Origin of the sequence: Pseudoruminococcus massiliensis, assembly GCF_900291955.1 — a bacterium.
Classification (GTDB): Bacteria; Bacillota; Clostridia; order Oscillospirales; family Acutalibacteraceae; genus Pseudoruminococcus; species Pseudoruminococcus massiliensis.
Window position 1 is genome coordinate 404,657 of the sequence record NZ_OLMR01000001.1, and the last position, 12,811, is coordinate 417,467.

14 protein-coding genes and 1 pseudogene are annotated in these 12,811 nt (G+C 33.9%); 10 read left to right on the plus strand and 5 right to left on the minus strand.

What is annotated here, in order from left to right; genetic code table 11:
* The first annotated feature begins 221 nt into the window (after nucleotides 1–221).
* The 4 genes from C9914_RS01970 (at nucleotide 222) to C9914_RS01985 (ending at nucleotide 4,430) form a co-directional block, all read left to right on the plus strand.
* On the plus strand, nucleotides 222–1,193 hold the full coding sequence (locus C9914_RS01970) for a DUF4430 domain-containing protein (RefSeq protein WP_106762985.1): 972 nt from the start codon (nucleotides 222–224) through the stop codon (nucleotides 1,191–1,193).
* A complete protein-coding gene (locus C9914_RS11710; protein WP_106762987.1) occupies nucleotides 1,183–3,123 on the plus strand; it encodes a DUF4430 domain-containing protein in 1,941 nt (646 codons plus the stop codon). The genes C9914_RS01970 and C9914_RS11710 overlap by 11 nt, the downstream gene beginning before the upstream one ends.
* Nucleotides 3,123–3,983 carry an energy-coupling factor transporter transmembrane component T gene (locus tag C9914_RS01980; protein WP_106762989.1) on the plus strand — a complete coding sequence of 287 codons (861 nt, stop codon included), beginning with the start codon at nucleotides 3,123–3,125 and terminating at the stop codon, nucleotides 3,981–3,983. Before C9914_RS11710 ends, C9914_RS01980 begins: the two co-directional genes overlap by 1 nt.
* 66 nt (nucleotides 3,984–4,049) lie before the next feature.
* Nucleotides 4,050–4,430 (plus strand): Mini-ribonuclease 3, encoded by a 381-nt coding sequence (locus C9914_RS01985; protein ID WP_022264029.1) that lies wholly within the window; start codon nucleotides 4,050–4,052, stop codon nucleotides 4,428–4,430.
* A 570-nt stretch (nucleotides 4,431–5,000) separates the two neighbouring features.
* Here C9914_RS01985 and C9914_RS01990 read toward each other — a convergent pair.
* From C9914_RS01990 to panB, 5 genes are all read right to left on the minus strand, one after another.
* Entirely contained in the window at nucleotides 5,001–6,203 is a 1,203-nt protein-coding gene (locus C9914_RS01990; RefSeq protein WP_106762990.1) for an MGDG synthase family glycosyltransferase, read from the minus strand.
* A gap of 369 nt (nucleotides 6,204–6,572) precedes the next feature.
* Complete coding sequence (gene panD / locus C9914_RS01995; protein WP_022264027.1) at nucleotides 6,573–6,956, minus strand: aspartate 1-decarboxylase; 384 nt, start codon at nucleotides 6,954–6,956, stop codon at nucleotides 6,573–6,575.
* Nucleotides 6,957–6,974: 18 nt separating this feature from the next.
* A complete protein-coding gene (panC, locus tag C9914_RS02000) occupies nucleotides 6,975–7,820 on the minus strand; it encodes a pantoate--beta-alanine ligase (protein WP_106762992.1) in 846 nt (281 codons plus the stop codon).
* A gap of 60 nt (nucleotides 7,821–7,880) precedes the next feature.
* Nucleotides 7,881–8,360, minus strand: a complete 480-nt coding sequence (locus tag C9914_RS02005) for a pyridoxamine 5'-phosphate oxidase family protein (RefSeq protein ID WP_106762993.1) — start codon at nucleotides 8,358–8,360, stop codon at nucleotides 7,881–7,883.
* Nucleotides 8,361–8,374: 14 nt separating this feature from the next.
* Entirely contained in the window at nucleotides 8,375–9,169 is a 795-nt protein-coding gene (gene panB, locus C9914_RS02010) for a 3-methyl-2-oxobutanoate hydroxymethyltransferase (protein WP_106762995.1), read from the minus strand.
* 521 nt (nucleotides 9,170–9,690) lie between these two features.
* Between panB and C9914_RS02015 the strand changes: the two genes are divergently transcribed.
* From C9914_RS02015 to C9914_RS02030, 6 genes and pseudogenes are all read left to right on the plus strand, one after another.
* Entirely contained in the window at nucleotides 9,691–10,185 is a 495-nt protein-coding gene (locus tag C9914_RS02015; protein WP_106762997.1) for a hypothetical protein, read from the plus strand.
* Nucleotides 10,186–10,196: 11 nt separating this feature from the next.
* Nucleotides 10,197–10,853: a DUF3592 domain-containing protein gene (locus C9914_RS11590; protein ID WP_022264022.1), complete on the plus strand. Its 657-nt coding sequence runs from the start codon at nucleotides 10,197–10,199 to the stop codon at nucleotides 10,851–10,853.
* A 26-nt stretch (nucleotides 10,854–10,879) separates the two neighbouring features.
* Nucleotides 10,880–11,056 (plus strand): hypothetical protein, encoded by a 177-nt coding sequence (locus C9914_RS11455; RefSeq protein ID WP_158707310.1) that lies wholly within the window; start codon nucleotides 10,880–10,882, stop codon nucleotides 11,054–11,056.
* A 24-nt stretch (nucleotides 11,057–11,080) separates the two neighbouring features.
* Nucleotides 11,081–11,338 (plus strand): annotated as a pseudogene (locus C9914_RS12060) (hypothetical protein); the annotation flags it as partial.
* 21 nt (nucleotides 11,339–11,359) lie between these two features.
* Nucleotides 11,360–11,806 carry a DUF3592 domain-containing protein gene (locus C9914_RS02025; RefSeq protein WP_106762998.1) on the plus strand — a complete coding sequence of 149 codons (447 nt, stop codon included), beginning with the start codon at nucleotides 11,360–11,362 and terminating at the stop codon, nucleotides 11,804–11,806.
* A 141-nt stretch (nucleotides 11,807–11,947) separates the two neighbouring features.
* Nucleotides 11,948–12,694 (plus strand): YebC/PmpR family DNA-binding transcriptional regulator, encoded by a 747-nt coding sequence (locus tag C9914_RS02030; RefSeq protein ID WP_106763000.1) that lies wholly within the window; start codon nucleotides 11,948–11,950, stop codon nucleotides 12,692–12,694.
* The last annotated feature ends 117 nt before the right edge of the window (nucleotides 12,695–12,811 follow it).

Below are 12,811 nucleotides of genomic sequence, written 5' to 3' on the forward strand. Positions count from 1 at the left end.
GTATGTTGAGGCTTTAGCCAAGATTAAGTCGGGTCGCTCGCTGTTTGATTTATAAACTTATTGATACTTTCGGGCATTTGGGAAAGTACAGAGTAAGGAGTTATTAAGTATTTAGCTTGATAGCTTGTTTTCTGTGCCAATTTGCAGTTTGTGAATTGGCTTTTTTTGTTTTCTCTTTTTCTCGAATTTATTATAAAATTTTTATTAAGGGGAAAATCAAAATGAAATTTAAAAGAATCTTATGCTCTGCTTTAGCAGCAGCTCTTGCAGTCAGCTCATTCAGCATTTCTGCATTTGCTGATGATGAAAAGCAAATGTCCGTGACAGTAAGAATTGAGGGAATCAACAAGAATTTATACTATGATACTGTTGAGGTTCCTTATACAGGCGATAATCTTACAGTTCAGAATGCTCTTATGTATGTTGACGAAAAGAACGATGATATTACTATCAGTGGCATTGAGAGTGGCTGGATAACCGCTGTTAATGATGATATGCAAGCTACCTTTGGTGGCTGGGATGGTTGGCTCTATACAGTAAACGGAGTTTCTCCGACAGATACAGTCAACAATTACAATCTTTCTGAGGGCGACAGCGTTGTTCTTTATTACGGTGACCCATATGGTGTTGGTATGCAGTATCCAGAGGTTGATGCTTCTAAAATCAGCGAGGGTATTCTTACATTCACAAGCCAAGATACAACATATGATGCAGATTATAACCCAAGCATAAGCACAAACCCTGTAACAGACGCAACTGTTGAGTGGGGTACTGATAATGGCACTGTAAGCTATACAACCGACGAAAACGGTTCTATCAACATTGAAGATAAGTACTTAACAGAGGGTAAGCATTCTCTTTCTATAAGCAAGCTTAGTGAAAATGGTATTCCGCTTGTACTTCGCCTTGCACCTGATTATGAGATTAATGTTCCTGCAAAATCTGATGAATCAAGTGCTGAGAGTTCAGAAGTAAGTCAGGAAAGCTCTATTGAATCAAGCACAACTGAAAGCTCACAACCAGAAGTAAGCACAGAATCTTCAGCAGAACCAACAAGCACAGTATCTACAACATCTCAAAACGGTAAAGCACCTTCAACTGGTGATTCATCAGCAATGACTATCGTTGCTTTAACAACTGCTATGGCTTTTGCAGTAATCTTAATGACAAGAAAGAGAAACAATGAAAAATAATTTTGCGAGTAGAATAATTTCAATTATGCTTCTTGCAGTTATGTTGGCAGGGATTTTTATTCCTGCCAATTTTTACATAACAGCAGAGGCAGTAGCTAATGATACAGAAAGCGTCATTGATGGCATATTAAAATGGAAACAAAATGGCTCAGCACAAAATCTTGCTGATGAAATTAGCGATAGCATGGGAAGTAGTATTTCTGATTGGTATGCAATTTCAATTTCACGATATAAATATAATATTGATTTTTCAAATTGTGTCAAATCTCTTGATAAATACATAAATTCCGCTGAAAATCTTCGTGCTACTGATATGCAGAGAATTGCTATAGCCTATACTGCTATGGGGAGTAAATCTGATTATATTAAAACTGCACTCAATGGTTCTATTGGTAATCTTGGAATTATGAGTTATGCTTATGGTCTTATTATGCTTGATTGCGGGACATACTACGGCAGTATGACACGAGATGAAATCATCAATAAAATTTTGTCTATGCAGTTTTCTGACGGTGGCTGGGGACTTATGCAAAATTCTGATGTCGATGTCACAGCTATGACCATTCAAGCTTTGGCAAGATACTATAAGCACAGCGATGTCAAAAATGCTATTGATAAAGCTCTTGATTATCTGTCAAAAAGGCAACAGACTGACGGTGACTTCAAAAGCTATGGCACTCCTAATGCAGAAAGTACTGCACAGGTTTTGCTTGCATTAAGCACTATGAAAATTAACTGCAATACTGACAGACGATTTATCAAAAATGGAAATACAGTTTATGATGGACTTTTGAAATATCATAATTCTGACGGAAGTTTTTCTCATACATATGGTGGCAACAGCAACCAACTTGCAACTGTTCAAGCTTTATATGCAACCATTTCACTTTGGCGATTTGAAAGAGGAAAAACCGCTTTCTTTGAGTTTGTCAGCAATAGTATTCAAAGAGAAATTAGCACAAAGCCTGAACCAAAACCAAATAAAGATAATTCAAAACCAAATAATTCAAACTCTATAAGTTCTAAGCCTGATAGTTCAAGCAGTAGCAATAACAGTAATAGAAATGATACTTCAAGCTATTCTCAAGCTTCTCAGACAAGTAAGCCAAGTCAAAGCAGCCGTATAAATTCGAATATTTCAAGCAAAATCGAAGGTTCAAAAACCGAACTTTCAACAAACAGCAAGCAAAATGTTGAAAACTCAGCCATAAGAAAAGCTGAAAGTAGCGAAACTACTACTTTAGAAAGCTCAAAAACTGAATCTATTGAAAATTCTGATATAGAAGAAATATCCGAATATAACAAAGAAAGTTCAAATCTTTCAAAAATAGAAAGCTCTGACACTACTGAAACTCAAGCTGTAAATTATAATCTTATTATTGCTTTATGCTTATTGGGAATTTTTGTTATAATCTTTGTTGTACTTATTATTCGTAAAAAGCTAAACAAAACAAATATTATAGTTCTTGTTGTGTTATTTGCATTTTTAACAGGTATTTCACTTACTATAAAGATTGAAACGCCAAACCAATACTACAATGAAGCTTCGGATAATAAGCAAAATACCAAGACAGTAACTATATCAATCTCTTGCAAAAATGCTATCGGAAAAACTGATAATAAAAAAATTCCTGAGAATGGAATTATTCTTGATGATACAGAGTTTTCAATTTCAGAGGGTGATACTGTTTTTGATGTGCTTGTTTCAGCAACAAAGAAAAATAAAATACAAATTGATTATGATAGCTCAAACGAAACTGTATATGTCAAAGGAATAAACGGCTTATATGAATTTGATTGCGGAGAACTTTCGGGCTGGATGTATAAAGTAAACGGCGAAACACCAAATGTCGGCTGTTCGGGCTATAAACTTAAAGACGGCGATGTAATAGAATGGGTTTACACTGCTAATATTGGAAAGGATTTATAATGAGAGCTTTTTCAGAACACAACCCTATTGCTATTTTTATGCATTTTATGCTGACAATAATCATAGCAATGTTTATACAAAATCCAATAATATTACTGCTTGCCTTGTTTGGCTCGATACTCTATTATGCGGTAACTTTTAGAAAAATCTCTGCAAAGAAGCTTATTTTCTGGATATTGCTTTTTTTACTGATTTCGCTTATAAATCCTATATTTTCGCACAAAGGCGAAACGGTTTTATTATTTATAAACGGAAAAGCTATAACTCTTGAGGCTCTTTTCTATGGCATAAATAACGGAATTATGATTCTTGCGGTTATGATTTGGTTTCTTGTTTTCTCGGAAATAATGACTTCTGATAAGGTTATGTATATCTTTGGAAAATTCAGCCCACGACTTGCACTTCTTGTATCAATGTCGCTTAGATATATTCCACTATATCGACAAAGGGCAGGTATTATCAACAACGCTCAAAAAACTATGGGCTTATATAAAGAAAGTAATATAATAGATAATGTAAAAGGTGGTATTCGTGTAACCTCATCTCTAATAACTTGGTCGCTCGAAACCTCTGTTGATACTGCGGATTCCTTTGCTGCTCGTGGCGGTGAGTTAAAGCATAGAAGTTCATTTTCTCTTTTTAAATTTCGCAAGAATGATACAGTTTTGATTATAATTTCTATTGTGTTATTTTCAGCAGTAATATCAGCACAAGCTGTGGGTATTCTTTCAGTTGATTATTATGCCTCAGGAAATTTTTTCAGCAAGCTTAGTTTTGGAATTATTGCTATTATGGCGTATTCGGCATATTTCATACTATCAGTAATTCCATTTATAACCGAAATCTTAGCACGAAAATAGCTGTAATTTGACAAGTAATCCTCAGAGCGGTATAATATCAACATATTATTATTGAGGAGCGGTATAATGTCAAGAATTGAAAACTCTCCCTGTGACCCTAAATTATTAAGTCCGTTAGCTTTAGCTTTTGTTGGTGACGGAGTTTACGATTTATTTGTGCGTGAAAGGCTTGTATGCGAGGCTAATCGCCCAGTAAAAAAGCTCAATGAAGAAAAGGTTTCCATAGTAAGATGTTCTTCACAAGCAAAGCTTGTTGAAAAGCTTATGCCAATTCTGACTGAAGAAGAGCTTGATGTACTTAAAAGAGGCAGAAATGCTCATACACAGCATATCCCGAAAAATGCAACATCGGCAGATTATCATTCAGCTACAGCTTTGGAAGCTTTATTAGGATATTTATATCTCGCTGGCAGAATTGAAAGAATAAGAGAATTATTAAAAAGTTAAAAGCTTATCAACTTCCCCAAGATACTTAAAGTTTAGGTCAAGCCTTTTTAAAGGCTTGTAGGTCAAGGGCAACGCCCTTGTCGCTCTCCGAAGAGAGCGAAATGCCTTTGGGCGAAGCCCAACATTTATTTGTCCTTGAGCGGCGGACCTTGTCCGCCGCTTTTCCTTTTGTCAGCAACATTAGTCGAAAAGTGGCGAACTTCGTTCGTCACTTAGAGGGCAAGAGATGTTAAGGGCTTCGCCCTTAAAACCCACCAAAGGCTCTGCCTTTGGAAACTGCGAGCCTTTAAAAAGGCTCGAGCGAAACTTTTAATGTCTTGGGAAGTTGGTTAGCTAAGCGGTAGTTTCTTCAACCGCGTCAATTAACTTAGTATATACACTACGAGCGAGACTTGTCGAGCGATTCCGCGTCTCGGGAGCGGCGGCTCGCCGCCTTGACCTAAACTTTAAATGTCTTGGGGAAGTTGGTTAGCTAATCGGTAGTTTAGTTTTCTCCAACTCTAACCATAAAACAAAAAATGCAGTCAGGCTAATTTAGTCCGACTGCGTTTTTTCATTTCACTGAATATTTTATTTATCACAAAGCGTTTTCAAAAGCTTATATATATTTTCTGATGAGTTGCCCTTAGAATATCTCTTTATACTTGCTCTCATATCCTCTAAGATTGTATCATCTGTCAAAAGTTCTGTTATAGTATTTGTACACTCTTTACCCTTAATAAGTCTTACTGCCATATTTTTAGCAGTTAAAAATTCCACATTCTGTTCTTCTTGTCCCGGAATAGGCTTATATGCAGCTATCGGAAGGTCTGAAGCTATCGCCTCAGAAACCGTTAAACCACCCGGTTTTGTAACTATCAAATCTGAAATATGCATATATCTCGGAATTTCCTCTGTAAAATACAAAAGCTTAGTTGGCTTAGATGGCTTTGGCTTTCTTGGCTTTTTAACAGTCTTGAAAAGGTGTTCTTGCTCAGAATTAAATTCTGCAATAAGAGCATTCTGCAAAATTGTCTTAGACAAATATCTATCAAAGGTTTCGTAAAGCTTTTCGTTTCTGCCTGTTATAAGTATAACCTGAAAATCTGGTTCTGCATTAACGATATTATGATAGATTTTCAGAACATCTGTTACACCAAAGCTACCTGCCATAATCAGAACAGTTTTTAAATTTGGGTCTAAACCTTCTTCTATAAGAATATCTCTGCGTGAAACTTCATTATAGAATTCTTGCTTCACAGGTATTCCAAAAGGATAGACTTTTTCTCTTGGAACTCCACGAGCCACCATATCTTCAACCATTTCTCGGCTTGAAACAATATAAGCATTAACATTTTCATTTATATATGTTTTGTGTGGTGCAAAGTCTGTTATTATACTTACAACAGGAATATCAATTTCTCCATCACCTTTGAGCATTGCTGCCATTTCTGAAGCAAAAGCATGAGTTGTAATAATAACATCAGACTGATATTTTTCTATGATTGGCAAAAGCTTTTTGCCAATCTGTGATGTAGCAATATTAACAGCTTTATTAAGAGAAGTATCTTTATCAGATGTCTTATAAATACCGCCATACATCTTAGGGGTTTTTGTTGCAAGGTAAACATAGCCACCTGTAACAACCTTATTAAGTGTTGGACTTACAACCTGAATTGCATCTATAATATTAACCTCAGCATCGCTTTCTACACTCATAATATAGTTTTTAAGTGCATTTGCAGCACTCATATGTCCTCCGCCTGTTGTTGCGGAAAGTATCAAAATCTTCATATAGTTTCCCTCCGAAAAATTTTGTAAATTAAGCAAACGAATTATATTTGAGGTATATTATACAGCAACTCTATATTTTTTTCAATAAAAATATTTTGCGAAATCAATACTATGTTTATTTAATACGAGCTTGAATATAACTATAATTCATAATAACTATGAAAAATTATCATAATTAAAGTTTTAAGCAACATTCATCTTTAAGAAAACTCCTTGAGAGGATTCCCTACGAAAAGCATTCCACTGAAATGTTTTTCTACCCTCCTGTGTTTTAAGAAGTATAAAGTATTTCGCTATCTGCGGACGGCAACCAAAGGCTCTGATTTTGAAAAAGCTTGAGCAAAACTTTTAATTTATACAGAACTCAAACTATTTAATTTCTCCATGCTTTTCGTAATCAGTAATCTGACTTACGGCATTTTTTTCATCAACAAAAACAACCTTTGGTGTATGAGTTCTTGCTTCATCAGGCGTAAGTGTGCAATAAGACATAATTATAATCTTATCACCAGTAGAAACACATCTTGCAGCTGCTCCATTAAGACAAATTACACCTGAACCTCTCTCACCCGCAATAGTATAGGTTTCAAAACGAGAACCATTATTTATATCTACTATCTGAACCTTTTCATATTCAAGAATCCCTGACGCTTCAAGAAGGTCTATATCCACTGTGATACTTCCAACATAATCAAGCTCTGCCTGAGTAACTATTGCTCTGTGGATTTTCGCTTTAAGCATCTCGATTTGCATTAGTACTTCCTCCCTGTTTTAAACGGAAAACGAAAAATTATCTATAAGTCTTGTCTTACCTATCTTAACAGCAATAGCAACAAGAACATCATTTTTTATTGCTTCAACATCTTGCATAGTAACTGCATCTACAACAGAAACATAATCAATCTTTGCAAGTGGTTCTGTATTTATAACTTCTGTTATTGCAGCTATAATCTTTTTGCTGTTGGTTTCGCCTGTTTTGATAACATCCATACCTTTCTTGAGTGAACGACTCAAAACAAGTGCGGCTTTTCTTTCATCAGGGTTAAGATATGTGTTTCTTGAGCTTTTAGCCAAACCATCAGCTTCTCTTACGATAGGGCAACCAACAATCTCTATATCAATATTGAAATCTCTTACCATACGCTTAATAACAGCTAATTGCTGTGCGTCCTTCTGACCGAAATATGCTCTATCTGGCTTAACTATATTGAAAAGCTTGAGAACAACTGTGCATACTCCTCTGAAATGAGTAGGTCTGCTCTTTCCACAAAGATTTTTTGTGATAATATCCATATCTACAAAAGTGCAGAAATCATCATAATACATATCGCTTACATCAGGTCTGAAAATTAAATCTGCACCTGTATCCTCACAAAGCTTTGCGTCACGCTCTGGGTCACGAGGATAGCTTTCTAAATCTTCTGTTGGCCCGAATTGTATCGGATTCAGAAAAATACTTACAACGGTTCTGTCATTTTGTGCGACAGACTTCGCAATTAAGCTTTGATGTCCTTCGTGCAAGTAGCCCATAGTTGGCACTAAACCAACAGTTAAGCCTTCCTTACGCCACTCATTAACAATATCTCTAACTTCTTGAACAGTTTTTACTATTTTCATTTTCTATTCCTCCTAATTAAGAGCTTTACTCTTAAAACCTACAATATATGCTTTTCTAAATTACTTATTTATAATCAATCTTTTTGCAGATAAGTCTTCAACTTTAAGCTTTATAATACAAGTATGCTTTACTGCCTCTGGTTCAAATTCAAATTTTTCGCCGCTTGGCTTTGCATATTGGTTCATTAAAAGTTTAAGTGCTTCTAACTTTTCATCATCAGCAACATATTCAATTTTACCATAGCCCATTACACTCTCATATTCAGCAACAGACTTACAAGCAATATCATATGTAAGAACAGAAAGCATATTTTCCATAACAAAGCCGACTTTATTATTTTTCTTAATCAAATCGTGCTTTTTTCCAACATCTGCACCATGAAAATAGAGCGTAATTTCTTCGCCATCAATTTTCATTCCAAAATTCATTGGCACAACATATGGATATTCATTAGAAAATGAAATATGGCATACTTCACAGCGTTTCATAATTTCAACTATCTGTGAAAAATCTGTAATTTCTCTATCTGTTCTTCTCATAATATCACCCTTAATTAAAAGCTATGCTCATCTGTTGGAAAAGCTCCGCTCTTAACTTCACTATCATAAGCCTTAAAAGCTTCAATCATTTGCTCTCCTATATTAGCATAAGCCTTAACAAATTTAGGTTTCATTTTATCATACATAGCAAGCATATCCTGATATACAAGAACCTGTCCATCACAATATTTGCCCGCACCGATTCCTATAACAGGTACATTAACTGCCTCTGTTATTGCCTTGCCAAGCTCTGCTGGAACACACTCTACAACAATAGCAAATACTCCCGCTTTTTCAAGAGCCTCTGCATCATCTATAAGCTTTTGTGCGGCCTCATTTGTTTTTCCCTGAACTTTAAATCCGCCAAAAGCATTGACAGATTGTGGAGTAAGACCGATATGTCCCATAACAGGAATTGAAGCTTTAACTATTGCAGAAATATGCTCTGCAAATTCTGCTCCACCTTCTAATTTAACAGCACCAGCTCTGCCCTCTTTCATAAGTCTGCCGGCATTTATAACAGCATCATAAACACTTGTCTGATATGACATAAAAGGCATATCTGTGACAACAAGAGTATTCTTTACACCTCTTGCAACAGCCTTGCTATGATGAATCATATCTTCCATAGTAACTGAAAGAGTATCTTCATATCCAAGCATAACCATACCGAGAGAATCACCGACAAGTATTGCGTTTATTCCTGCGGAATCTACAAGGCTTGCTGTAGTATAATCGTATGCTGTAAGCATACTGAGCTTTTCTCCCTTTTGCTTTGCATTTTTAAAGGTTACTGCGGTATTTTTCATAAATTAAATTCCTCCGATTCTTTCCAAATATAGTGAAAGTCCGATTTTTTGCATAGATAATTTTTTGAATAACACAAAAGTCCTGTTTCAAATAAGAATATAGGCTTTTGCTAAAAATCGTCCTGCGACGCTATTATATCATATTGCAAGCCAAAAGTGAACTATTATTTTTATTTCGGCACTATCCCCATATTGCATAATATACTACTTGACTTTATATATTTTTTGAAATATAATATGTTTAAAATTAAAAACATCAAAGGAGATTAATATGTCAATTAAGGGTAATGATTCTAATTCAAAAGGCATAACACTTAAAAAGGAAGAGCTATTTTCGCAAGAAGCGTATTTATAGGTTTTCCCGCAACAATTCTTATTTTAGGCTTTATTACATCTAAAATTTCAAAGAAAAAACGAAAACAATTAGATAAAAATGAAGAATTACAACAATATCAAAATCCTTATGAAAATAGCCGCACTTATAATAATATAAACAAATTTTAATTCAGGAGAAATTTTATATGAATACTCAAAATAAAAAAATAATTCCAAAAATAATAGCATTGATAGTTGTATTAATAATTGGAATAACAAGTATTTTGATTATAACAAGCCTTAACAATAATGACGGCAAAGCGAAAATACAGGCAAGTACTGTTCAAATAGAACGAAAAAATGGAAGCTTAGAATGGTATGCCCTTTATAAGGTTGATGGCAAAAACTATGCTACAATTTTAGATGGAGATAATTCAGCTCTTTCCCAATTTGGAAAAATAGATATTTCATACGATATAAATGACCCTAATATAATATGGCGTGATAATAATACAAATACAATTATAATCAGCGTAATCATTGGTATTACAATCTTAATATCTATAATAATAGTTTTATCAATGATAACATTTAAACCAAAACAGTTAACAATAGGAAAAGTGGTATATCAATATAATACATCTTTAGAAAATCATATCTTAGAAACTGCTATTAATAATAATGATATAAATAAATTTTAAGGAGGATTAATATGCCATCGACAAAAAAATTTAGTATAGGAAAAAAGGTTGCTTTAATTATTATAATTTCTGTAATAGTTATTATAATACTCTCTTTATTTATATTTAAATTCTTTTCTGGTAGTATGGGAGAGCACTCTTTTGATGAAGAAAACTTAAAAGCTCAGGGAATGGTTGCTGTAGAAGCAACTGTCACCGATTATTTAAACGAAAGTATTAATATTCATAATGATGATGATTTTAATGACTATTTAGTTTCATATTATGTTGACGACAAACCATACTCATCAATACTAAAAGGCGACCAAACGGGAATTTCAATAGGCGATAAATTTACTGCATATTATAATCCAAATGACCCATCAGATATAATTCGACCCCTTCAATCAAGTACAACTATTATTTTTACTTCAATTATTGCATTTTCCTTTATTACTTTTATTCTTCCCATTGTTGCTGTTATTGTATTAATAGTAGTTATAGTAAAAAAAGTAAATAAGCAAAAAAGAGAAGTCATAAACAGAGGAGAATATAACAACCCTTACAATTATAATAACATTAATAATCCTACATACAACAATCCTTATAACTATAACAATATCAATAATAATTCAAATAATCCAACATATTACAATCCTTATGATTACAACAATGATGATTATAAATAAATTATAATATGGGAGAAAAATTTATTATGAAGTTATCAACTTATATAAAATCTAATAGTATAAAAACAATCTCAATTCTCGTCCTTTGTCTTACACTGTTTGTAGTTTTGTTCGGTGTTGGCTGTTCTACCAAAAAAGATAGTGATATTGAGGTACAGGCAACTGTTACTAATATTGAACGAGGATATGACAAATTTGAGTGAAAAAATTATGAAAGACATTTCGTAACTTATACTGCAAATGGAAAAACATACACCTCTATTTTAAATGGAAATGTATCTGACTTAAAAATAGGAGATATTATAACCGCTTATTATAGCCCTGAAAAGCCTGAAAAAATATCCCGACCAATGCAAAATCAATCTTATGTAATTATAATTGGAATAGCATCTTTTCTGATTATAGACCTTATAATAACAGTTATACTCCGTAAAAAGGGCATACTTAACAAGCACAGATATATTCCAAAAAAATACAGATTTTAATTTACTGGGGGAAAATTTACTTTGAAAAAATCCGCAGGCATACTTGCAATATTATTAGTAGATATATTTTTTGGCTTTATATTGATAACTGGCTTTATGGCAGTTTATAATGGTACTGCTCAAAGTCTTGAAAACCACGGATATTTGCCAGTAGAAGCAACATATGTTTATGAAGATTACATTAAAGGTAGTAATAAGAAGCTTGAGGAAGCTCATTATCTTAAATATAATGTCAATGGGGTTAGTTATACATCATATATTACTGGAAATACTTATGGTATAGATGATATTGGCAGCAAATATACAGTATATTATAATCCATCTAATCCATCAAAAATCGTTTGTCCTAATTCAGCATCATCAAGAGTTTTAATTCTTATTATCTTATCTTTAGTTTCTATTATACTCATTATTTTCAATATTAGAAAATTTTCAAAAACATCAAGAAATAAAAAATATAAATACTAAGTGCTTTCTTAGAAATAAAATAAACCTCAAAAGCTGATACTTGATATTGCCTCAGAAATATGATAAAATAGGTAATATATATTGGGAAATATCGCTTTGTAATATTTCACGAAATTAATTTATTCTTGGAGGTTTATCTATATGTCAGGACATTCAAAATGGAGTACCATTAAAAGAAAAAAAGAAAAAACTGATGGTGCAAGAGCAAAAGTATTTACTAAAATCGGTCGTGAACTTGCTGTTGCAGTTCGTGAGGGCGGAAGTGCTGACCCAAATGTAAACTCAAAGCTTAAGGATTGTATTGCTAAGGCTAAGGCTAATAATGTTCCTAACGAAAACATTGAGCGTATTATCAAAAAGGCTGCCGGCGAGGGCGATTCAAATAACTACGAATCAATCACATATGAAGGCTACGGTCCAAGCGGTGTTGCACTTATTGTTGAAACACTCACAGATAACCGTAATAGAACAGCTGGTGATCTCCGTCATTACTTCGATAAATTCGGTGGAAATATGGGTACTCCTGGTTGCGTTTCCTTTATGTTCTCTAAGAAGGGTGTTATTCTTATAGAGAGTGAAGGTCTTGAAGAGGATGCTGTTATGGAAGATGCACTTGATGTAGGGGCAACAGATTTCTCCGCAGAAGATGGCGTATTTGAAGTTCAGACAGAGCCTGATGATTTCAGTGCTGTAAGAGATGCTCTTGAAGAAAAGGGTTATACATTTGTTTCAGCTGAGGTTGAAATGGTTCCAAGCACATATACAAAGCTTACTGACGAAGAAGCTATAACAAAGATGCAAAGGCTTCTCGATGTTCTCGAAGATAACGATGATGTTCAGAATGTTTTCCACAACTGGGAATATGATGAACCAGAAGAAGATGAATAATCCTCTATAATAAAATAAAAACACAGCTCAATGTGTAATGAGCTGTGTTTTTTATTGCCCTATATATGAAAACACCTCCTATCGAAAAATCTGATAGGAGGCGTTTTTATAGGTATC

Bases quoted from the DNA above. Each gene is read 5' to 3' on its own strand.
- C9914_RS01970 (WP_106762985.1), top strand. From the start codon at position 222: ATGAAATTTAAAAGAATCTTATGCTCTGCTTTAGCAGCAGCTCTTGCA.
- C9914_RS11710 (WP_106762987.1), top strand. From the start codon at position 1,183: ATGAAAAATAATTTTGCGAGTAGAATAATTTCAATTATGCTTCTTGCA.
- C9914_RS01980 (WP_106762989.1), top strand. From the start codon at position 3,123: ATGAGAGCTTTTTCAGAACACAACCCTATTGCTATTTTTATGCATTTT.
- C9914_RS01985 (WP_022264029.1), top strand. From the start codon at position 4,050: ATGTCAAGAATTGAAAACTCTCCCTGTGACCCTAAATTATTAAGTCCG.
- C9914_RS01990 (WP_106762990.1), bottom strand. From the start codon at position 6,203: ATGAAGATTTTGATACTTTCCGCAACAACAGGCGGAGGACATATGAGT.
- panD (WP_022264027.1), bottom strand. From the start codon at position 6,956: ATGCAAATCGAGATGCTTAAAGCGAAAATCCACAGAGCAATAGTTACT.
- panC (WP_106762992.1), bottom strand. From the start codon at position 7,820: ATGAAAATAGTAAAAACTGTTCAAGAAGTTAGAGATATTGTTAATGAG.
- C9914_RS02005 (WP_106762993.1), bottom strand. From the start codon at position 8,360: ATGAGAAGAACAGATAGAGAAATTACAGATTTTTCACAGATAGTTGAA.
- panB (WP_106762995.1), bottom strand. From the start codon at position 9,169: ATGAAAAATACCGCAGTAACCTTTAAAAATGCAAAGCAAAAGGGAGAA.
- C9914_RS02015 (WP_106762997.1), top strand. From the start codon at position 9,691: ATGAATACTCAAAATAAAAAAATAATTCCAAAAATAATAGCATTGATA.
- C9914_RS11590 (WP_022264022.1), top strand. From the start codon at position 10,197: ATGCCATCGACAAAAAAATTTAGTATAGGAAAAAAGGTTGCTTTAATT.
- C9914_RS11455 (WP_158707310.1), top strand. From the start codon at position 10,880: ATGAAGTTATCAACTTATATAAAATCTAATAGTATAAAAACAATCTCA.
- C9914_RS02030 (WP_106763000.1), top strand. From the start codon at position 11,948: ATGTCAGGACATTCAAAATGGAGTACCATTAAAAGAAAAAAAGAAAAA.